The sequence below is a fragment of the Alphaproteobacteria bacterium genome (assembly GCA_020638555.1).
In the GTDB taxonomy this organism is placed as follows: domain Bacteria; phylum Pseudomonadota; class Alphaproteobacteria; order Bin95; family Bin95; genus JACKII01.
In genome coordinates, this window is sequence record JACKII010000003.1 from 318,202 (window position 1) to 339,585 (window position 21,384).

13 protein-coding genes are annotated in these 21,384 nt (G+C 70.2%); 4 read left to right on the forward strand and 9 right to left on the reverse strand.

Going from position 1 to position 21,384, the window contains the following annotated elements; all coding sequences use genetic code 11:
* Positions 1-3 precede the first annotated feature (3 nt).
* On the forward strand, positions 4-1,113 hold the full coding sequence (locus H6844_13045; protein ID MCB9930324.1) for an ABC transporter permease: 1,110 nt from the start codon (positions 4-6) through the stop codon (positions 1,111-1,113).
* Between the two features lie 142 nt (positions 1,114-1,255).
* Here the strand turns inward: H6844_13045 and H6844_13050 are convergent, their stop codons facing one another.
* From H6844_13050 to H6844_13080, 7 genes are all read right to left on the reverse strand, one after another.
* Positions 1,256-6,079 carry a choice-of-anchor D domain-containing protein gene (locus H6844_13050; GenBank protein ID MCB9930325.1) on the reverse strand — a complete coding sequence of 1,608 codons (4,824 nt, stop codon included), beginning with the start codon at positions 6,077-6,079 and terminating at the stop codon, positions 1,256-1,258.
* Complete coding sequence (locus H6844_13055) at positions 6,049-7,131, reverse strand: hypothetical protein (protein MCB9930326.1); 1,083 nt, start codon at positions 7,129-7,131, stop codon at positions 6,049-6,051. Before H6844_13055 ends, H6844_13050 begins: the two co-directional genes overlap by 31 nt.
* Positions 7,022-13,057: a hypothetical protein gene (locus tag H6844_13060; GenBank protein ID MCB9930327.1), complete on the reverse strand. Its 6,036-nt coding sequence runs from the start codon at positions 13,055-13,057 to the stop codon at positions 7,022-7,024. The genes H6844_13055 and H6844_13060 overlap by 110 nt, the downstream gene beginning before the upstream one ends.
* Before the next feature lie 447 nt (positions 13,058-13,504).
* Positions 13,505-14,380, reverse strand: a complete 876-nt coding sequence (locus H6844_13065) for a TauD/TfdA family dioxygenase (GenBank protein ID MCB9930328.1) — start codon at positions 14,378-14,380, stop codon at positions 13,505-13,507.
* 116 nt (positions 14,381-14,496) lie between these two features.
* Positions 14,497-14,997 carry a DUF1772 domain-containing protein gene (locus H6844_13070; GenBank protein MCB9930329.1) on the reverse strand — a complete coding sequence of 167 codons (501 nt, stop codon included), beginning with the start codon at positions 14,995-14,997 and terminating at the stop codon, positions 14,497-14,499.
* Positions 14,998-15,023: 26 nt separating this feature from the next.
* Positions 15,024-16,121 carry a redox-regulated ATPase YchF gene (gene ychF / locus H6844_13075; protein ID MCB9930330.1) on the reverse strand — a complete coding sequence of 366 codons (1,098 nt, stop codon included), beginning with the start codon at positions 16,119-16,121 and terminating at the stop codon, positions 15,024-15,026.
* Positions 16,122-16,209: 88 nt separating this feature from the next.
* On the reverse strand, positions 16,210-17,196 hold the full coding sequence (locus H6844_13080) for a D-glycerate dehydrogenase (GenBank protein ID MCB9930331.1): 987 nt from the start codon (positions 17,194-17,196) through the stop codon (positions 16,210-16,212).
* Between the two features lie 73 nt (positions 17,197-17,269).
* Here H6844_13080 and H6844_13085 point away from each other — a divergent pair, with 73 nt between their 5' ends.
* Together H6844_13085 and H6844_13090 are read left to right on the forward strand one after the other, a co-directional pair.
* Entirely contained in the window at positions 17,270-17,752 is a 483-nt protein-coding gene (locus H6844_13085) for an SH3 domain-containing protein (protein MCB9930332.1), read from the forward strand.
* A gap of 10 nt (positions 17,753-17,762) precedes the next feature.
* The gene (locus H6844_13090) at positions 17,763-18,551 is read left to right on the forward strand and encodes an enoyl-CoA hydratase/isomerase family protein (GenBank protein ID MCB9930333.1); all 789 of its coding nucleotides are present in this window, start codon (positions 17,763-17,765) and stop codon (positions 18,549-18,551) included.
* A 372-nt stretch (positions 18,552-18,923) separates the two neighbouring features.
* Here the strand turns inward: H6844_13090 and H6844_13095 are convergent, their stop codons facing one another.
* Positions 18,924-19,694 (reverse strand): SDR family oxidoreductase, encoded by a 771-nt coding sequence (locus tag H6844_13095; protein MCB9930334.1) that lies wholly within the window; start codon positions 19,692-19,694, stop codon positions 18,924-18,926.
* Between the two features lie 114 nt (positions 19,695-19,808).
* On the opposite strand from H6844_13095, the gene H6844_13100 reads away from it, so the two are divergent.
* Positions 19,809-20,579 (forward strand): sulfite exporter TauE/SafE family protein, encoded by a 771-nt coding sequence (locus H6844_13100; protein MCB9930335.1) that lies wholly within the window; start codon positions 19,809-19,811, stop codon positions 20,577-20,579.
* Between the two features lie 18 nt (positions 20,580-20,597).
* Here H6844_13100 and H6844_13105 read toward each other — a convergent pair whose 3' ends face one another.
* Positions 20,598-21,362 carry an SDR family oxidoreductase gene (locus H6844_13105; protein ID MCB9930336.1) on the reverse strand — a complete coding sequence of 255 codons (765 nt, stop codon included), beginning with the start codon at positions 21,360-21,362 and terminating at the stop codon, positions 20,598-20,600.
* Between the last annotated feature and the right edge of the window lie 22 nt (positions 21,363-21,384).

Here is a 21,384-nt window from a genome sequence, read left to right on the forward strand (position 1 = left end):
GGCATGGGACGACAGGTGCTCGCCCTGGTGATCAAGGAGCTGCTGGCGGTGCTGCGCGACCCGCGCAGCCGCATGGTGCTGATCGGGCCGCCGCTGATCCAGTTGCTCGTGTTCGGCTATGCCGCCAGCTACGATCTGAACCGGGTGCCGATCGCGGTCTACAATCAGGACCAGAGCCAGGCCTCGCGCGACCTGGTGGCCCGCTTCGCCGGCTCGCCGGCCTTCGCCGTCGAAGAGACCCTGGACAGCACCGAGCGCATCGACGCGCTGGTCGATGCCCGCGACGTGCAGATGGTGCTGGTGATCCACCGCAATTTCACCCGCAACCTGCTGACCGGCCAGCCCGCGCCCGTCCAACTGGTGCTCGACGGCCGCAACTCGAACACCGCCCTGCTGATCCAGGGCTATGCGAACACGATCCTGCAGGATTTCGCGCTCGCCTGGCGGGCCAACCGCGGCGCCGCCGCCCCGCCGGCGCTGCTGAACCTGCGCAGCCGCTACAACCCCACCCTGACCTCGCACTGGTTCATCATTCCCGGCATCGTCGCGCTGCTGACCCAGGTGGTGACCGTGCTGGTGGTGGGCCTGTCGGTGGCGCGCGAGCGCGAGATGGGAACCTTCGACCAGTTGCTGGTGACGCCGCTGCGCCAGGTCGACATCCTGCTGGGCAAGGGCCTGCCCGGCCTGCTGATCGGCAGCATCGAGGCGACCATCGTCACCGCCCTGGCCGTGTTCTGGTTCGACATCCCGCTTCGCGGCGGCCTCGGCGCGCTTTATCTGGGCGTTCTGCTGTTCGTGCTGGCAATCACCGGCATCGGCCTCGCGATCTCGGCCCTGTCCAAGACCCAGCAGCAGGCCTTGCTGGGCGCCTTCCTGTTCATCGTGCCGTCGGTGATCCTGTCGGGCTTTGCGACACCGCTCGACAACATGCCGGGCTGGGTGCAGACGCTGACGCTCGCCAACCCGATGCGCTATTTCCTGGTGATCGTGCGCGGCGTCTTCATCGAAGGCGCCGGGGTTTCCGACCTGGTTTCCCAGTACTGGCCGATGGCCGTGATCGGCATCGCCACGCTGGCGCTCGCCGGCTGGCTGTTCCGCCGGCGCATGGCCTGAGAGACAAAAGGCCAGAGGGACAACAGACCTGAAGGACAAAAAGGACTGAGGGACAACAGACCTGAAGGACAAAAAGGACTGCCGGAGCCGGTCGTCAAACCGGCTCCGGCGGAACCCTCCTGCGGCGAAGGCAGGCTGAGCGTCAGGCGGCGCGACGCGCGCGGCGCCGCTGCATCCAGCCGACACCGGCGACACCGGCCAGAACCAGGGCCAGCGTCTGCGGCTCCGGTACGCCGGTCACGCCCACAACCCGGCCGCGCAGGGTCAGGGTGACGTCCGGCACCGCGGCGCTGTACCCGCTGGCATTGTGGCCGGTCCCCATCAGCGTCACGGTCTCCTCGAACAGGCCGAGGCCCAGCGTCATGGTGTCGAAGCTGACCGACAGGCCGCCGAACACGTCGCCGGCGCCCAGGTCGGCGAACGGATCGAACCCGGCCAGGACGAAGCTCAACACCGCGTCCGCGAACAGGCCGTCCAGCAGATCCGCCGGCCCGGTGACGTTGTTCATGACCGCCAGCAGCGCCGATTCCGTGTTGCCCTGCATCACAGTGCCGAAATCCAGGGTGAAGGCGTTGCCGGCGCCGGAGAACACGCCGTCGCCGCTCTGCTGGAAGAACTCCGGGTTGGCGTAGTTGTTGACGGTCGCCGACAGGCTGACCGGCATTTCGCCCGCCAGCGCCAGATCGGCCAGGTCCGGGTTGGACGAGAACAGATCCAGCATGGCCTGGCCGCTGAAAGCGCCGGCCACCGCCGTATCCAGCCCGACCCGCAGCGCGGAACTGCTGCTGCCGGCTGCCACGCCGGCGCCCAGATCGCCACTGCCCTGGAACGGGCCGTCGACCGACGCGAACCCGCCGGTGATGGCGTCGTTCAGCGCGCCGGCGGCATCGTTCTGAATGCCCACGCCCTGGGTCGCCACCGCGTCGCCCACATGGACGATGCCGAAGTCGAGCGTGGTGGTGAGCTGGTTCAGCACCGCGGTCTGGTAGACCTTGCCGTTCAAGGTCACACTCTGGTTGCCAAGCGCGGTGTTGCCCAGCCCGCTGCCCATCACCTCGGCCGAGGTGTAGCCGATTTGCAGGGTCTGGCCGTTGAAATCGCCCGCCAGATCGGTGTTCAACGTCACGCCGAACGTGTCGTTGCCGCCGCCGGCAATGCCGGTCAGTTGACCGGTCGACGTGGCGTAATTCGCCGGCGCGGTGCCGATAGCCGCGGTCAGGGTTTCGGTGAAGGCGCTGACGGGAGCGGTGTTCGACACCGTGACCGTCTGGCTTTCCGCCGTATCGCCGACCCGCTTGGCGGCGAAATTCAACACCGTCGGCGCCGCATCGCCCTCGGCCAGGTTGAAGCCGGCACCGATGACATCGAACGAGACCGCACCGCCGACATTCTCGTTGGCAAGGCCGCTGGTGCCGGTGCCGTCGGTCTGGAACTGCACCTCGACCGTGGTGTTGAGACTGCCGGCCGTATTCAGGCTGTAGTCGAGGGCGATGGCCGCCTGGGTGGCGCCCTGGGCAATCGGCGTCCCACCCAGCAGGTTCGAGACCGTTACCGGCCCGGTGCCGATCAGCGAGCCGATAGCCAACCCCTCGGTAAAGCCGCCGGTATCGGCCGCCGTGTTGGTCACCGCCACGCTCTGCCCCGCGGTCAGCGCCGTCACGTGGAAGTTGCCGATGACCACGTCGGCAATGCTGGCCGGCCCCTCCGCGCGCAGGAACACATTGCCCTGCACGTCCACGGTCTCGTCGGCGATGTCCGTCGGCGTGCCGGAATTGAACTCGCCGTTCGAGACATGGTCCAGCGTGACCTGACCGCTCTTGGCGCCCGCGCCGGCCGTGTCGATGCCGACCAGGATCGACGTGTTGTCGACGGCTGCGGGCGGCATTGCCGACGCCGAGAAGCCGAGGCCCGTGAAGGCGCCGGAGCCGGTGGCGTCGCCGGTCGTGCCGCCGATGGCGGTGTTCAGGCCCTCGCGCGGGCCCATGGCGACATTCTCGACGCTGACCGCCTGCGTTGCCGCGTCGCCGGTGCGGACATTGCCGAAGTCGACCAGGGTCGGCGTGGTGCTGCCCACCGCCAGATTGCCGACAATGGCCATGGTCTCGACCGAACCGATCACCGACGTGTTGGCGGTGCCCAGATCGGTGACGCCCAGGCTGTTGGCGCTGTCGCCGAAGCCTTCCGAAGAGAGGGCGATGGTGACCGTGCCCGCCTTGTTGCCGACCGTCGCCGTGTTCAGCGTCGCCGTGATGGTGACGCTGTCGGTATCGCCCGCCAACAGATGGCCGATCGCGCCCGACGCTGCCGCGACGTCGCCGCCGAAGCTGGCGACCGCAGCGTTCAGGCTCTCCTGGAAAGTGGTGCCGGCCAGGTCGGTATTGGTCACGGTGATGGCCTGGGTCTGCACCGACCCTTGCAGCACCATGCCGAAGTCCAGCAGGGCCTGCACGCTGGGCTGGGCCAGCTCGTACAGGTTGGCGCTGACCGAGAAGGTTTGGGTGCCAAGATCGGTCGTGCCCAGGCTGTTGATGCCATTGGGGTCCGAGACATACTGCACCTGAGCCGTGCCGCTGACGACACCGGCCGAGCCATTGTCCAGGCCGACGACCATCGCCGTGTTGTCGGACGCTCCGGCCGCCAGATTGGCGATGGCGCCGGTCGCCGAGACGACGCTGCCGGTGTTGGTCCCCGTAAAGCTGGCGTTCAGGCTTTCGGAAAACGCCCCGGCCGGTGCGGCGTTGACGATGTCCAACGCCCCCTGCACGCTGTCGCCCACATGCCGGTCGCCCAGGTCGACCGTCGTCGTCGCCGCGACCGGGTCGGCCAGGTTGAACACGCTGGCATTGAGGGTAACGGTCTGGGTGCCCAGCGCCGTCTGGCCCAGCGCGTTCACGCCGTCGCCATCCGACACTGTCTGCACCTGGGCCGTGCTGGCGATCGCGCCCGCCGTCCCGAAGCTCAGGTCGACGCTCATCGAGCTGTTGTCGCTCGCGCCCGGCCCCAGATTGTCGATGCTGCCGGCCGTGCCGGTCACCGCGCCCGTGGTACTGCCCGTGAAGCTGGCGTCCAGCCCTTCCGAGAAGCCGTCATTCGCGGCGGTGTTGCTGACCGTGATGGCCGCCGACGTCGCATCGCCCACATGGAATTCGCCCAGGGCGACCGGCGTCGACACCTGGTCCTCGGCCAGACGGTACACCTCGGCATTGACCGTGTAGGTGCGGTCGCCGAGGTCGGTCGACCCCAGGCTGTTGATGCCGTTCGGGTCGGACACGAAATTGACGTCGGCCGTGCCGCTCTTGCTGCCGACGGATGCGCTGGACAGCGAGACCACCAGCGAAGCGTTGTCGCTGGCCGTCGGCCCCAGATTGTCGATGCTGCCGGCCGTACCGGTCACATCGCCGGTGCTGGCGCCGGTGAAGGCCGCATCCAGGCTTTCGGAGAAGCCGTCATTCGCGGCCCCGTTGGTGACCGACAGGGCCACATCGATGCTGTCGCCGACGTGATACTGGCCGGCATTCACCGGAGTCGCGACCGGATCCGGCTCCGCCAGGCGGAAGACGTCGACGCTGAGCGCGACCGTCTGGCTGCCGAGCGCGGTCTGGCCCAGGCCGTTGATGCCGTTCGGGTCGGACACGAACGCCACATCCACCGTGCCGGACTTGGCACCGGCCGTTGCGGTGTCGAGCGTGGCGGACATCGAACTGTTGTCACTCGCCCCCGGCCCCAGATTGTCGATGCTGCCGGCGGTGCCGGTCACATCGGGGGTGCTGCCGGCAAAGCTGGCATCCAGGGATTCGTGGAAGCCGTCGGCCACGCCGCCATTGGCAATGCTGAGCGCCGCCTGTGCCAGATCGCCGACATGGCGCTCGCCCAGGTCGATGGGAGACCCGACCGAGGGGGTCGCCAGCGCGAACACGCTGCCGCTCACCGCGATCTGCTCGGTCGCAAACGTCTCCGCACCGCCGCCGGTGACGGCGCCGTCGGTCTCGGTCGTGACCGCCACCGTGCCGGACTTGTTGCCAACCGTGGCGGTGTCGATCCCCACCTGCAACGAGCTGCCGTCGCTGGCGCCCGGTCCCAGATTGGCAACGCTGCCGCCATTGTCGATGCCATCGCCGGCCGTGCCGGTGAAGGCGGCATTGGCGCCGTCGGACCCGGCCGCGGCCACGTTCGAGAGCGTGATCGCGGTCAGCGAGTCGTCGCCGATATGGAATTCGCCGGTGTCGACCGCATCCGGCTGCACCACGGGCACCGCCCGCGGCGTCACCTGGCTGTTGCCGATGACGTATTCGACCGACAGCCCCTCGCCGACGCCGTCCGTGCGCACGTCCAGGGTGATATCCACGTCCAGTTGCGACCCGCTGGAGGCCTGGAACGCGCCCAGATCGTGCGTGGTGTTGCCGAGGAAGGCCAGCGCATCCGCTTCCGCCGTCACGCCGGAGAAGGTCTGTTGCAGGACCACCGCCCCTTCCTTGAGCACGGTGAGGGTCGCCTGGTCGAAGCCGGCGGCCCCGATGGTCGGGTTCAGGAAGCTGACCAACAGATTCTGCTGGCCGGTCGCCGTCTGCGTGTCGTCGATATCGATGGCGATATCCGCATTGTGGTTGCGGTTGGCCGTCACGCTGTCCGGCGAGTGGCTGCCGGAGAGCACGCCCGCGGCCACGATATCGCTCTGCACCTTGCCGCTGTTCGCGGTGGTCTGATTGCCGGCCGTGCCAACGACATTGTAGTTGGCGAGCACGGCATTGTCGGCCAGATGCGCCAGGGTCTCATTGCCCCCCGGCATCAGCGCGTTCAGCGAAGCCGCCTGACGGTTGGCCACGTCCTCCACGCCGCCGATCTGGCTGTGGTAGTTGACATCCGCCTCCGCCGCCGCACTGCTGCCCACCTGGGTGTTGGCATAGGCAATGCCATCCTGCACCAGCCGTTCCCGGGTCAGGCCCGAGCGCGCGGTGGCCGTCGCCACGCCGGAGTTGCCGTCGGCAAACGCCTGCGCATTGGCGGAGCCCGCCGCCGGACCCGCGCCGGCGCCGTCCAGCCCCTGGCCCGCCGCACCGCCGGTGGCCGAGGCCGTCGCGCCCGCATAGCCGGGACCGTCGGCGGTGGCCGTCGCCGCGGCATCGCCGCCGCTGCCGCCCGCCTGGCCGGCGCCGCGGCTAACGCCGCCGGCGCCGCCTGTTGCCGTCGCATAGGACGAGGCCTGGTTGCTGCCGCCGCCGGCCTGCGCCTCGCCAACGCTGATAGCCGCGCCGCCGGCACCGCCGGACCCGACCGAGCCGCTGCCGACATCGCCGCCGCCGCCGCCAACCGCATCGTCGTTCGCCCCGGCATAGCCATCCGTGGCGGTCGCAAGACTGCTGCTGGTTGCCGCGCCGCCGGCTCCGGCATTCGCCGGCGCCAGGCCGTGCCGCCGCTGCTGTTGCCGCCGTCGCCGCCGCGGGCATAGCCACGGGCATCGGCACGCCCGGCATCGGCTCCGCTGCCGGTGGCCGTTGCCACCGCCGCCGCGGTGGAGACGCCACCATCGCCGCCATCGGCGCCATCAAAGCCGCCGCCGCCCCGCGACGTGCTGAACTGGCCGGCAAAAGCCTGGGCGTTGGCCACGCCCGTCGCGTTGGCCGCCGTGGCGGTGGCGTCGGACAGGCCGCCATGGCCCGCGCTCTCGCCCGCGCCGCGGCCGGTGCCGCCGACGCCGCCGTAGCCGTCCGCGTTGGCGCGCACGTCGGGGCTGCCGTAACCGCCATCGCCGGCCACCGCGGTCGCGATGCCGAAACCGCCATCGCTGCCGGAGCCGGTGCCGCCGGTGACATAGCCACCGCCGCCGCCGTACGCCTCGGCCTGGCCGTTGACGCTGCCGCCGTCCGGGTTGGTGAACGGCGTGGCAATGCTGCCCAGGGTCGAGGTGGCGTTACCGGCCTGGCCGACCGTGCCGCCATTGCTGTTGCCGCCCTCGCCGCCGGTCGCCCGCTGCCGCGCCGTGTTGGTGCCGGCGGTCGTGTTGGTCGAAGCCGCGCTCACCGCGTCGGTCAGGACGGAGTCCGCGCCGTCGCCGCCGTCGGCGCCGGTGTTGCCCGTGCCGCCGCGGCCGCCGGTCTGGGTCGCGACCGCGGAAACCCGGCCACCGCCGGTGGAGGTGGCGCTCGCCGCGGTGTTGCTGGCCACGCCGCCATCGCCCGCCGGAAGCCGGCGCCGTTGCGCCGCCAGCGCCGCCGGTCGCCGTCGCCGAAGCGCCGGAGGTGGACGTGCTGCTGTGGCTGCTGGAGGTCGTCGCGACGGCTTCGGCCGCGCCACCATCGCCGCCATGCCCATCGCCCGAGGCCGACCCGCCGGTGCCGCCGCTGGCAATCGTCGTCGCACTCGCAACCGCATCGACCGTGGTGGTCGTGGCCGACGACTGGCCGCTCGCATCGCCGCCCTGGCCGCCGGTGCCGCCATTGCTGGTACCGCCGCCGGTGCCGCCATAGTTGTAGCCGTTGACCGTGACCCGTCCGGCGTCGTTCGCGCCGGTCAGCAGACCGGTCGCATTGCCGCCGTCGCCGCCGCTGGTGCCGGTGCCGCCACTGCTGAAGCCACCGGTGCCGCCGGTGACATTGTTGGTGAGCAGATCCAGGCTGGCGCTGCTGACGGACTCGTTCAGGGTCACGGTCGCGTCGCCGCCGCGGCCGCCATTGCCGCTATCGGCGCCGCCGCCATTGCCGCCGTCGGCATTCACCGCCAGATCGGCATTGTTCGGCGTCGTCGTCACATTCGCCAGATTGACAGTGACGTCGCCGCCATGGCCGGCGGTGCCGTTGTTGGTGCCGGCATTGGCCGCACCGCCCGTGCCGCCGTCGGCGGTGATGTCCACATTCACATCGCCGCTGGTCGAGGTCGCGCTGACCGTGCCGATCATGCCGGACCCGCCGTCACCGGCCGTGCCGCTGCCGCCCGAGGCGACCGCGCCGCCATTGCCGCCACGCGAAATCAGCGACTGGTAGACGTCGCCCAAAGCCGCGACGGAACCGCTGACCAGGGCATCGCCGCCATGGCCGCCCTGGCCGTCGTCGGTGGCACCGCCAGTGCCGGCATTGGCCGTGTTGATGGATCGGAGGGAATTGCCAGTGCCGGCATCGCCGACATGCGATTCCACCGTCGCCGCACCGCCATCGCCGCCGTTCCCGGCTGCGTCGCCGGCACCGCCGGTACCGCCATTGGCGGTGAGATTGGAATCGATCGAGCCGCCGCCGCTGTTGACGAACGGCGTCATCGCGCTGCCGAGCATGGAGGCAGCCACGCCGCCATCGCCACCGGATGCCCCGTCATAGCCGGTGCCGCCGGTGCCGCCCGTGGCGGTCTGGAACACCCGGTTGTCGTACACGCCCGTGCCGCTACCCGAAACCGAAACCGCATCCGTCAGGCTGGACGACCCGCCGGCGCCCGCCGCGGCCCCTTCTCGGCCGCTGCCGCCATTGCCGCCGCGCTGGGTCGCCGTCGCGCTGGTGCTGCCGCCGACGCCCACCGCGCTGGCGCTGGCCGCATCGGTCAGACTGGTGCCGGCGCCGCCGCTCTGACCGGCGCCACGGCCGTCGCCGCTATTGCCGGCTTCGGCGTTGGCATTGGCGGTGGCGCTACCCGTCCCTGCCACGGTCGCCACGGCGCTGCTGGACGCCGTCCCGCCGGCGCCGCCGCTCCCGACCGAGCCGGTCCCGACCGAGCCGCCAATGCCGCCATAGGCATCGTCATTGGCGTTGGCGTTCGCGTCCGCGGCGCTGGCCGTGCTGCTGCTGGCTGCCGCACCGCCATCGCCGCCGTCCGCCGGCGCCATCGCCGTGCCGCCGCTGGACGTGCCGCCATTGCCGCCGCGGGCCAGGCCGCGCGCATCGGCAGCACCCGCCGCCGCGCCGACACCGGTCGTCTCGGCCGTCGCGCTGGCGGTGGAGGCGCCGCCCGCGCCGCCCGCAGCTCCGTCGAGGCCGCTGCCGCCGGACGTGGCATAGAAATAACCGGCCGTCGCATCGGCTTCGGCGCTGCCGGCCGCGTTGGTTGCGGTCGAACTCGCGAGCGATACGCCGCCGGCGCCACCGCTTTCACCGGCGCCGCGGCCGGCGCCGCCATAGCCCCCCTCCGCATCGGTGGTCGCCTGCACGTCCGGGCTGCCATGGCCGTCATCGCCGGCCACCACGGTCGCGGTGGCATCGCCACCGTCCGCACCGGAACCGGTGCTGCCGGAGCTGATATCGCCACCCCGGCCCGCATAGGCTTCGGCAATGCCTTGGACCGAACCGCCGCCGGCGTTGGTGTAGGGGGTCAGAGCGCTGCCGAGGGTCGAGACCGCATCGCCCGCCTGGCCGGCCAGCCCGCCGGCAGAATCGCCGCCGGCGCCGCCATTGGCCCGCTGCCGACCCGTGTTCACATTGGCCTGCGTGTTGGCCGTGCTGACCGACACCGCATCGACCAGGGAGGAATTCGCGCCATCGCCGCCATTGGCGCCGTCGGCACCGGTGCCGCCATTGCCGCCGCTCTGGGTCACGGTCGCATTGGCGCGGCCGCCGCCCGTGGAGGTCGCAGCCGCCGTCGAGTTGCTGGCCACACCGCCATCGCCGCCGCTCTGGCCGGCGCCGCGGCCGGTGCCGCCATTGCCGCCGCTGGCATTGGCCGTGGCCGAAATGGTCGTCGAGCCGGTATTGGCCGCGCTCGCGCTGGCCGTGGATTGCCCGGTGCCACCGGCACCGCCATCGCCGGTATGACCGCCGGAAATCGCGCCGCCATTGCCGCCGGCGGCGCGGTCGCTGGCCGTGGCGATCTGGTCCGCCGTCGTCGTCGCGCTCGAACTGCCGACCGCATTGCCGCCGGCGCCGGCGTCCGAGCCGTTGAAGGCCGAGCCGCCGCTGCCGCCATAGGCGTTGTTGTTGACGTCGACGCGCCCGGCGCTGTTGCTGCCGGCCAGCGCGCTGGCCACATCGCCGCCGGCCCCGCCGGTGGTGCCCGCGCCCGCACTGGCGGTGCCGCCGGTGCCGCCGACGGCGTTGTACGTGGTCAGGCCGAGGCTGCTGCCGGCCACGGATTCGCTCAGATTGATTGCGATATCGCCACCGTCCGCGGCCGACCCGCCGCTGGCGCTGCCGCCGGTGCCGCCGCTGGCGTTGACGTTGAGGTCCGCATCGCCCGGCGTCGAGGTGACATCGGTCAAACTGACCGTCACATCGCCGCCCGCCGCCGCCGTGCCGGTGTTGGCGCCGGAATTGGCAGACCCGCCGGCGCCGCCGTACACGGTCAGATTCACGTCCACGGGCCCGGCGGTGGAGGTTGCGTTGACCGCGCCGACCGTGCCGGAACCGCCAACCCCCGCCTGGCCGGAACCGCCGCTGGCGACACTGCCGCCGCTGCCGCCGCGGGAATCTAGATTGAAGTCGATACTCCCGGCACTCGTGACCGAACCGCTCACCGCACCGTCGCCGCCGGCTCCGGCCTGACCGGTGTCGGAATTGCCGCCGGTGCCGCCGCGGCCGTTCACATCGGTGCGGACGGTAGTGCCGCTGCCGCCGTCGCCGGTATGCGCGGCGGCCGTGCCGAGGCCGCCGGCGCCGCCATCGGCCCCCAGCGAGCCGCTGCCGCCGCTGCCGCCATTGCCGGTCACCGTCGTGTACAGCGCGCCGCTGCCGCCATTGGCAAACGGTGTGGCCACGCTGCCCAGCACGGAGGTGCCGGCACCGCCCGCACCGGCCGTCGTGCCGCCAGCGCTCGTGCCGCCATTCCCGCCGGTGGCGGTCTGCGTCGCCTGATTGGAGTACAGACTGGTGCTGTTGCCGGAAAGGCTCACCGCGTCGGTCAGGCTGGACGCACCGCCGGCGCCGCCGTCGGCGCCATCGTAACCGATACCGCCATGGCCGGCCGATTGGCTTGCGGTGACATACGCAGTGCCCGTGCCCGCCGCCGTCGCGGATGCGCTGACCGCGTCCGTCATGCCGCCGCCAGTGCCTCCGCTCTGGCCCGCACCGCGGCCGGTGCCACCACTGCCGCCGCTGGCATTGGCCGCCGCATTCGCCGTGCCGGTTCCGCCGGAGGTCGCGGCAGCGCTGCTGGCCGCCGTGCCGCCGCTGCCGCCGCTGCCGACCGAACTGCCGCCGACCCCGCCGCCGGCGCCGGCATAGGCGTCGTCATTGGCGGTCGCGAAATCGCTCGCCGACTGGGCCACGCTCGTGCTCTGGGCCGCGCCGCCGGCGCCGCCATCGGCCGGGTCGCCGGCCGTGCCGCCGCTGGAACTGCCGCCGGTGCCGCCATAGGCCAAACCGCGGGCCTCCGCCGCGCCGGTCGCCCCGGTGGCCTCGGCCGTCGCGCTGGCGGTGGAGGCGCCGCCGTCGCCACCGTCGGCGCCATCCGTGCCGGCTCCGCCGCTCTGATAATAGTAAGAATAGCCCGCATTGGCATCCGCGTCGGCACTGCCCGACGCGTTGGCGGCAGCCGCCGTTGCGGTCGAGACGCCGCCCTGGCCGCCCGTCTCGCCCACGCCGCGCCCGGTGCCGCCGCCGCCGGCGCTCGCATCGGCCCGGGCGTGCACGTCCGGCGTGCCGTTGCCGTCATCGCCGGCAATCACGCTCGCGGTGGCATCGCCACCATCACGCCCGGAGCCGGTGCCGCCGCCGGAAATCGAACCGCCGGAGCCGCCAATTGCTTCCGCAGCGCCATAGACCGATCCGCCGCCGGTGTTGGTATAAGGGGAGGCAATGCTGCCCAGGGTCGAGACCGCATCGCCAGCCTGCCCGGCCGTCCCGGTCGTGGACGCGCCGCCGGAGCCGCCGGTGGCGCGCTGAAACCCGGTGTTGATGTCGGCGTTGCCGTTCGCCGAGGTCACCGACACCGCATCGACCAGGGTCGAGCCGGCGCCGTCGCCGCCATCCGCCCCTTCGAAGCCGGTGCCGCCGCTGCCGCCGGCCTGATCCACCGTGGCGTCCGCCTGGCCGGTGCCGGTCGCCGTGGCACTGGCCGTGCTGCCGCTCGCCGCGCCGCCATCGCCCCCGCTGCGGCCCGTGCCGATGCCGGTGCCGCCATTGCCGGCACTCGCGTTGGATGTGGCCGCCGCATTGCCGGCACCGCCGGTGGTGGCGGTGCTGACCGACTGGGCCGCACCGCCCGTGCCGCCATCGCCGAACGTGCCGGCGCCGGCATTGCTGACATTGCCGCCGTTGCGGCCATAGGTCTGGCTCGTCGCAGACGCGGCGCCCGTGCCGCCGAGCGCGCTGCTGGCGGCGGTGGCCGCACCGGCATTGCCGCCGGTGGCGCCGCCGGGCGTGCTGGTGACCGCGCCGCCAGTGCCGGAATCGGCCCGGGCATAGGCATTGGCCGCACCGCTACCGGCCACGGTGTTCGCGTCCGCCGTCGCCGCCGCGTCGCCGCCGGCCCCGCCAACGCCGGAAGCGCCCGGCGTTCCCGTGCTGCCGCCCGGACGGCCGGTCCCACCCGTGCCGGCGGAGGCATAGGTGTTGGCCGCGGCGTTACCGCTGGCGCCCGTCACCGTTCCCGCGGCAGCGGCGGTCGCATCGCCGCCATCGCCACCATCGCCGCCATCGCCCGAAATGCCGGCTCCCGCCGCATTGCCGCCAGCACCGCCCGTGCCGCCGCTGCCGCCATAGGCATTGGCCGTGGCGGTGGTGGCACCGGCCGCATTGCTGTCCGCCGTCGCCGTGCCAAGAGCGCCGGCACCGCCCGCAGCGGCAGCGCCACCGTCCGCATCGCTGCCGGCATCGGGTCCGTCGATACCGGCCCCGCCCGAGCCGCCCGAGCCGCCCGAGCCGCCGTGGGCGGTGGCCGTGTTGTCCTCGCCGGGCGTGTTGGCAGTGGCGTTCGCCGCCGTGCCGTCCGTCCCGACGGCGCCATCCGTCGCCGGATCGCCGGAACTGCCATTGGCACCGGTCACGCCGGACGCACCGCTGTCGGTCACCGACGCCGCATAAACGGGTACAGTCATATTCAAACAAATCGCCAATGCCGATGTGCTGAATAGAACCGGCCAAATGCGGTTTTTCAAAATATTATTATGGCGAAACTCGTTCTTTTCCACGCCCCTCTTGGACACCACGACATCTCTCCTTATAAAATTGGTATTTTTGCCTTTATAAATTTCAGGCAAAACTCACATATTTCGAGATTGCCTCCCTTGTTACCGCTTTGCAATCAAATTTACGCGAATTTCCGCATTTTCATTAACACCAAAGTGATCTTTTTCACTCTGGATTTCTTCAACAAAATCCGAGAATGGGTTGATTCCCAATTGCTATACAAACGTATGAGGCCGCCCGCCCGAGCCGGCAGGGCCGCAGATCGTCGGCCGGCCCCACCCGCCAAAAACAGCGAATGGCCGCCACGGATCGCGACGGCCATGGCCTCAACGCGGAACAGGAGTGTGCGCAGCCCGTCAGGCCGCCGGCAATTCCGCCAGATCAAGCGTGGTGACCCGGCGCAGTTCGCGCCGGTACTTTGCATCGTCGAACGGCGTCGCCCGGTGCAGGGTGCAGCGATTGTCCCAGATCACCAGGTCGCCATCCTGCCAGCGATGGGCATAGACGAATTGCGGCTGCACCGCGTGCTGCATCAGCTCCCACAGCAGCAACCGGCCTTCCGGCAGGCTCATTTCCAGGATGCGCGCGGCGTGCGAGGCCAGATACAGGGTCTTGCGCCCGGCCCGCGGCAGCGTGCGCACCAGCGGGTGGTAGGCGCCTTTCAGCGTCTCCATCTCCTCGGCCGAGAACTCGAAGCCCAGGGTCTGGCGCGAATGGGCGATGGAGTGGTGACAGGTCAGCCCTTCCAGCCGCGCCTTCATCTCGTCGTCCAGGGCGTCATAGGCGGCGCGCTGGTCGGCGAACAGCGTGTCGGCGCCCACCGGCGGCAGAATGCGGGCGTGCAGCATGGAATAGCGCCCGGCCGGGTCCTGGAACGAGGCATCGGTGTGCCAGAGCCGGTTGCCCAGGCCGTAAAGGCGCTTGCGGTTGTCCGCCTCCAGAATGGCGCCGTCGTCGCGGACATTGGAAATGTCGGCAATCGCCTCGGTTCCGAGCCGCGTCTTGCCGAGGGCGGCCGCGCCGGTCTTGGCGTGCAATTCGCCGTCGAGACGCCGGGCAAACGCCATCTCCTCCTCGTCGGTGAATTGCTGGTTGCGGAAGACGAGCACCGCATAGCGATCCATGCCGCCGCGGATTTCGGCCAGGGTCCGGTCGTCGAGCGTCTCCCGCAGCGACACCGGGCCGACTTCGGCGACAAACAGCGGGTGCAGGGGGGTGAAGGTCAAAGCCATGGGGGCGGTCTCCGGAGCGCCGGTCATTCTGTGACCGGAAGTTTGGCGCAGAATGCCCGCAAGCGGCAAGCCGCCCGTGCTCACCCGGAAGGCTGGCCGGGCACTGCCGGGATCGCTCAGCGCCCCCGGCCGAGCCGCAACAGACCCGCGCCGACGAACAGCAGTGCCACGCCGCTGGCCGCCGTGCGCAACAGGTTGTAGTCCTGCCAGCGAGGCGAATAGGCCTGCCAGACCGCCCGCGCGGCCTCCAGCGGCAGCGGCCCCTGGATGGTGGCCAGCGCCTCGTTCATGGGCACGTTGAACAGCAGGGTCGGGACGATGCCGCCGACCATATAGATCGCTCCCGCCAGCGCGAAGCAGGCGGCGCTATGGCGCAAGCCGGTGACATGCAACAGCCCGCCGGTGGCGAGACAGACCACGGGCGTTCCGAAAAAGGCCGGCGCGAACACGGGGTTCCGGACCGAGGCGTTCATGGCCTGCATGGCCTCGATCGCCACCCGCGGGTCCGCCGCGTCCAGCCCCCACATGGTGGAGCAGACCCAGGCATAGAAAAAGCCGAAGATCGCGCCGGTCAGCAGCAGCGACAGCAGCGGCAGCACACGAGCCGCGCGGACCATGGTCAATCTCCCCGCCGGGCACCGCGTCAGACGTTGAAGCGGAACAGCATCACGTCGCCGTCCTGCACGCGATACTCGCGGCCTTCCTGGCGCATCTTGCCGGCTTCCTTCGCCCCCTGCTCGCCGCCGCAGGCCAGATAGTCGGCATAGGCGATGGTCTCTGCCGCGATGAAACCGCGCTGGAAGTCGGTGTGGATCACGCCCGCCGCCTCCGGCGCGGTGGCGCCCTGGCGCACGGTCCAGGCGCGGGCCTCCTTCGGCCCGACGGTGAAGAAGGTCAGCAGGCCCAACAGGTCGTAGCCCGCCCGGATCATGCGGGCGAGGCCGGGCTCTTCCAGGCCCAGGCTTTCCAGAAACTCGGCCTGCTCGTCCTCCGGCAGGCTCGCCACTTCCGCCTCGATGGCGGCGGCGATGGTGACGGTGCCGGCGCCCTGGCTGGCAGCCCACTCCTCGACCCGGGCCGAGAGCGCGTTGCCGGTGGCGGCCGACTCCTCGTCGACATTGCAGACATACATGACCGGCTTGTCGGTCAGCAGTTGCAGCCGGCGCACGGTGGCCAGTTGCTCCTTCGGAAACACCACCGAACGGGCCGGCTTGCCTTCGCGCAGCGCGGCGATCAGCGGCTCCATGACGACGGCCTGCTCCTTGGCCTCGCGGTCATTGCCCTTGGCGCGCTTGGCGACCTGGTCGAAACGGCGTTCCAGGCTTTCCAGGTCGGCCAGCATCAGTTCGGTCTCGATGGTCTCCGCGTCGCGCAGCGGGTCGATGCCGCCCTCTACATGGGTGATGTCGTCGTCTTCGAAACAGCGCAGCACATGGGCGATGGCATCGCATTCGCGGATATTGCCCAGAAACTGATTGCCCAGCCCCTCGCCCTTGGAGGCGCCGCGCACCAGGCCGGCGATGTCGACGAATTCCAACTGCGTGTGCACCACCTTGGCCGACTTGCCGACCGCCGCGATCTTGTCCAGCCGCGGGTCGGGCACGGCGACGCGGCCGGTGTTCGGCTCGATGGTGCAGAAGGGATAGTTCGCCGCCTCGGCCGCCTGGGTGGCGGTCAACGCATTGAACAATGTCGACTTGCCGACATTCGGCAGGCCGACAATGCCGCAATTGAAACCCATGGGGATCGGAACTCCGTGAAACTATGGGCGCCACCGGCAGCCCGGGAAACGATAGGCGCCGCGGTGGGCCTTGGAAGAGGCCCCGCCCCTAGAACATGCTTTCCAGCACGCGGTCCGGCGGCTTGTGACCATCGACGAAGGTCTTGATGTTGATGATGACCTTTTCGCCCATCTCCGTCCGCGCCTCGACGGTCGAAGACGACATGTGCGGCAGCAGCACGCAGTTCTCCAGCCCCAGCAGGGCCGGGTCCACCGCCGGCTCGTTCTCATAGACGTCGAGGCCGGCCCCACCGATCTGGCGGGTCTCCAGCGCCCGCGCCAGCGCCGCTTCGTCGATCACCTCACCGCGCGAGGTGTTGACGATATAGGCGTTGGGCTGCACCAGTTCCAGCCGCCGTGCGTTCAGCAGGTGATAGGTCGCAGGCGTGCGCGGGCAGTTGATCGAAATGATGTCCATGCGGGCCAGCATCTGGTCCAGGCTTTCCCAATAGGTCGCCTCCAGCTCCGCCTCCAGTTCGGCATCGACGCGCCGCCGGTTGTGGTAGTGGATCGAGACGCCGAAGGCGCGGGCCCGCCTGGCCACGGCCGAGCCGATCCGCCCCATGCCGATAATGCCGAGCCGCTTGCCATAGACCCGGTGGCCCATGAGCTGCGTCGGCGACCAGCCGGTCCATTCGCCCTTGCGCAGCAGCCGCTCGCCCTCGGACATGCGGCGCGGCACGGCCAGGATCAGCGCCATGGTCAGGTCGGCGGTGTCGCTGGTCAGCACGCCGGGCGTATTGGTCACGGTCAGGCCGCGGGCGCGGGCGGTTTTCAGGTCGATATGATCGACGCCGGCGCCGAAATTGGCCAGAAGCTTGAGATTCGGCCCGGCCTGTGCCAGCACCTGCCGGTCGATGCGGTCGGTTACCGTCGGCACCAGCACGTCGGCGGTCTGCACCGCCTCGATCAACTGCTGGGTAGACATGGGCGCGTCTGTCGTGTTCAGACGGGTGTCGAACAATTCCATCAGCCGGGTTTCCACCGAGCCCGGCAGTTTGCGTGTGACGATGACGAGCGGTTTCTTCGAAGCCATTGCGGCAAACCTTTTCGAGTGCGGCCGGGCGATCAGCGACAGGATGCGTCGGCCAGCGGATAGCAGGCTCGGGATGCTCTGTCTATGCGTCGGCCTGCTGCTGGCGTCGCCGGGCTTTGCCGAAGACGGCGTCGGGTCCGTAACCCGCTATCCGCTGCCCCGCTTCGTCTCCATCGACCGCAGCGAGGCGAACCTGCGCGCAGGCCCCGGCAAGGAGTATCCCATCCTTGCGGTGCTGCAATGGCGCAACGTGCCGGTGAAGATCGTCGAGGAATACGATGTCTGGCGCAAGGTGGAACTGCACGACGGCTCGACCGGCTGGCTGCATCGCGTTCTGCTGGACGGCGCCCGCACCTTTCTCATTCAGGGCGACCCGGTCGTCGTGCGGGCCGAACCGTCGGCGAAGGCCGAAGCGGTCGCCACCTTCGCGCCCGGCGTGATCGCCAAGCTGGAGCACTGCCCGAAGGCGTGGTGCCAGGTGCGCTACAAACATTATGAGGGCTGGGTGCCACGCACGTCCGGCTGGGGTATGCTGCCGGACGAGGTCTTGGAATAGGAATTTCGCCATGGTGACCGACGCTGACCAGCCCCTGATCAAACTCACCTATGACGACCGGGGCGAGGCGGGACGCATCGCCTGGGTGACCTTCAACAACCCGGCCAAGCGCAACGCCCTCGGCCTGGAGGGCAAGCAGCTTTTCATCGACACGCTGACGGCGCTGAAGCACGACGAGAGCCTGCGCGCCCTGGTGCTGACCGGCGCCGGCGACCGCTCGTTCGTCGGCGGCACCAATCTGGCGGAGATGAAGGATTTCGACCTGGCCCAGGCCGAAGCCTCCGCCACCAAGACCCACCGGGCCTGCGACGCGGTGCGCCAGTTTCCGGTGCCGGTGATCGCGCGCATCAACGGCTATTGCTTCGGCTCGGGCATGGAGATCGCGGCCTGCGCCGACATGCGGGTCGCCTCCACCGAAGCCAAGTTCGGCATGCCGGAGGTGCGCTTCGGCATTCCCTCCGGCATGGAGGCCTCGGTGCTGCCGCGGCTGATCGGCTGGGGCAAGGCCTGCGAACTGGTGCTGACCGGCGACCATATCGACGCCGCGGAGGCCAGCCGCATCGGCTTTCTGGAGCGGCTCGTGCCCTATGCCGAGCTGGACGCCGCCGTGGAAAAGTGGGTTGTCTCGCTGCTGGCCTGCGGGCCGCGGGCGGTGCGCATCCAGAAGCGGCTGATCCTGGACTGGGACCGCATGGGCGTCACCGACGGCGCCCGCGCGGGCATCCAGGCCTATGTGGAAAGCTACCGCTCGGACGAGCCGAACCGTCTGATGACCGCCTTCCTCAACCGGCAGCGCTAGGGCGCTTTTGGTCCTGGTTGAACCACTCTCCCGCCCCATTCTCCCGCGCAAGCGGGAGCCTATGCCTGAGAGCTTCTCACAGAAACCGGATTCTGTCTTTGTCTCTCAGGCATGGGTCCCCGCATCCGCGAGGACAGGGAAGTTGGGTGGTGAGCCAGCGGCAACAGAATCCGCTCTAGCGCCGGGCTCGGCTCCGCCCCTCCTCCGGCGTCATCCCATCCTCCGGCGTCATGGCGAGTCCGCGGAGCGGGCGAAGCCATCCAGACGGATACCGGCCCACGCCGAAGTCGTGTCTGGATTGCTTCGTTGCCCTGCGGGCGCCTCGCAATGACGCCAGAGGAGGGACGGGGCCGAGCCCGCCCGCCGCCGCGCCTAACGCGCCGAGTAGCCGCCGTCCACCGGCATGGCGACGCCGGTGACGAAGCTGGCATCGTCGCTCGCCAGGAAGGCCGCGGCGCTGGCGATTTCCTCCGGCTGGCCGAGACGGGCCATCGGGTGGATGCTCGTCAGAAACTCCGTGCCGCCCTCGATGGTGCGCGCCTTCTCGGTCATCGGCGTCACGATATAGCCGGGGCAGACCGCGTTGACCCGCACGCCGGTCGGCCCGAAGCTGACGGCGAACTGCTTGGTCAGGCCGACAACGCCGTGCTTCGCCGCCACATAGGCCGCGACCCCTTCCAGATGCGCGGCATCCAGCACGTCATAGGCCGGTGCCCGCACCAGGCCGTGCAATCCGGCGACCGAGGCGGTGTTGACGATGGCGCCGCCGCCCGCCGCCGCCATCATCGGGCAGGCGTGGATCAGGCCGTAATAGACGCCGGACAGGTTCACGTCCGTGGTGCGGTCCCAGCCCTGGCCGGAGCCGACGCCGGCATTGTTCATCAGCACGTGCAGGCCGCCCAGGTCCTTCACCGCCCGTTCCAGCGCGCCCTTGACCGCATCGCTGTCGGTCACGTCGAGGCCGAGACCGACACCCTTCGCGCCCAATTCCTCGACCCGGGCGGCGGTGGCCTGGGCGCCCTGCTCGTCGATGTCGGCGCAGAGCACCGCCGAGCCCTCGCCGGCCAGCCGCAGCGCCATCTGCCGGCCGATGCCGGAGCCGGCGCCGGTAACGACCGAGACCTTGTTGGTAAAACGTGCCATAGGGGATTTCCTCGATTGTGCGTATGAGTGGCGTAAGGGTGGATGCTACCGCCCGGCGGCCCGCTCTGCCATCGCTTTCCGGAAATCGCGGCCCGAAGGACCGGCGCTGTCTCCATGCTCGAAGGGGTTTCCCTGCCCATCGGCCCGGAATGGATCGCGGTGTGCGGCGCGGCGGCGTTCGCCGGCGGCTTCATCCGCGGCTTTGTCGGCTTCGGCGGCGCGGTCATGCTGATTCTGGCCGTCAGCGCCGTCATCGGCCCGCGGGAGGCGGTGGCCATCGCCGCCCTCAGCGGCCTGCCGCCGATGCTGCAATTGCTGCCGGCCGCGATCCGCACCGCCGAGCGCGGCTTTGCGGTGCCGTTCGGCCTCGCCTCGTTCCTGGGTGCGCCGCTCGGCACGCTCACCCTGGTCAGCGTCGCGCCCGGTGTGATGAAAATCGGCATCGCCGTCTTCGTCCTGGCCATGGTGCTGCTGCTGCGCTCCGGCCGCTCCATCCCTCTGGGCGACAGCCGCGCGCGCATCATCGCCGCCGGCATCGGCGCCGGCTGGATCCAGGGCGTCGCCGGCGTGGCCGGCCCGCCCACCGTCGCCCTGGTGCTGGGCCGCGGCGGCGAGCCGGCCCAGCAACGGGCGAACGTGATCGGTGCGGTCACGGCGATGAATTTTTGCAGCCTGGGGCCGCTCTGGTGGTACGGCCTGTTCACCCGGGAGGTGATCGTGCTGGCCCTGCTGTTCGTGCCGCTCTATTCCGTCGGCACCTGGCTGGGCCAGCGCTATTTCACCGAAAAGGGCCAGCGCCTCTACCGCCAGGCGGCGCTGGCCGCGCTCACCGGCATCGGCCTGCTGACGCTGGCCAAGGCGCTGGCGGACTATTGGCCCGGGTGAACGCCTCGGCCCAACCGGTCAGCGGGCCGAATAGCCGCCGTCCACGGGCATGGCAACGCCGGTGACGAAGCTGGCCGCGTCGCTCGCGAGGAAGGCCGCCACCGCCGCCACCTCCTCCGGTTGGCCGAGCCGGCCGATCGGATGCAGCGATTTCAGGAAATCCTCCCCGCCCTCGCGGTCGCGAATGGCGGCGATGATCGGCGTCTTGATATAGCCGGGGCAGATCGCGTTGACCCGCACGCCGACCTTGCCATAGGCGACGGCGAACTGCTTGGTCAGGCCGACAACGCCGTGCTTGCTGGCGACATAGGCGCTGACGCTCTCCACCGCGGCCGGGTCGTCGTGATACTCCACCGGCCGCATCAGCGCGCCCAGGCCGGCGACCGAGGCGGTGTTGACCACGGCACCGCCGCCCTGCTCCGCCATGATCGGGCAGGCATGGATCAGGCCGTAATAGACCCCGTCCAGGTTGATGGTCGTGGTCGTCCGCCAGTTCTTGCTGCCGACGCCGGCATTGTTCATCAGCACGTCGAGCCGGCCCAGGTCGCGCTTCGTCTTCTCCAGCGCCGCCTTCACGGCCTCCTGGTCGGCGGTGTCGAGCGCCTGGACCACGGCCTTGGCTCCCAACTCCTCGACGCGGGCGGCGGTGGCCTGCGCGCCCTGCTCGTTGATATCGGAGCAGACAACGGTGGCGCCGTCGGCGGCCAGCTTCAGCGCCATGGCCTCGCCGATGCCGGAGCCGGCGCCGGTGACGAACGAGATGCGGCCTTCGAATGCAGACATGATGGGCGGGTTCCTCTCGGGT

Excerpts from the sequence above, each read along its gene's own strand:
- H6844_13045 (MCB9930324.1), top strand. The coding sequence starts at position 4 with ATGGGACGACAGGTGCTCGCCCTGGTGATCAAGGAGCTGCTGGCGGTG.
- H6844_13060 (MCB9930327.1), bottom strand. The coding sequence starts at position 13,057 with ATGACTGTACCCGTTTATGCGGCGTCGGTGACCGACAGCGGTGCGTCC.
- H6844_13065 (MCB9930328.1), bottom strand. The coding sequence starts at position 14,380 with ATGGCTTTGACCTTCACCCCCCTGCACCCGCTGTTTGTCGCCGAAGTC.
- H6844_13070 (MCB9930329.1), bottom strand. The coding sequence starts at position 14,997 with ATGGTCCGCGCGGCTCGTGTGCTGCCGCTGCTGTCGCTGCTGCTGACC.
- ychF (MCB9930330.1), bottom strand. The coding sequence starts at position 16,121 with ATGGGTTTCAATTGCGGCATTGTCGGCCTGCCGAATGTCGGCAAGTCG.
- H6844_13080 (MCB9930331.1), bottom strand. The coding sequence starts at position 17,196 with ATGGCTTCGAAGAAACCGCTCGTCATCGTCACACGCAAACTGCCGGGC.
- H6844_13085 (MCB9930332.1), top strand. The coding sequence starts at position 17,270 with ATGCTCTGTCTATGCGTCGGCCTGCTGCTGGCGTCGCCGGGCTTTGCC.
- H6844_13090 (MCB9930333.1), top strand. The coding sequence starts at position 17,763 with ATGGTGACCGACGCTGACCAGCCCCTGATCAAACTCACCTATGACGAC.
- H6844_13095 (MCB9930334.1), bottom strand. The coding sequence starts at position 19,694 with ATGGCACGTTTTACCAACAAGGTCTCGGTCGTTACCGGCGCCGGCTCC.
- H6844_13100 (MCB9930335.1), top strand. The coding sequence starts at position 19,809 with ATGCTCGAAGGGGTTTCCCTGCCCATCGGCCCGGAATGGATCGCGGTG.
- H6844_13105 (MCB9930336.1), bottom strand. The coding sequence starts at position 21,362 with ATGTCTGCATTCGAAGGCCGCATCTCGTTCGTCACCGGCGCCGGCTCC.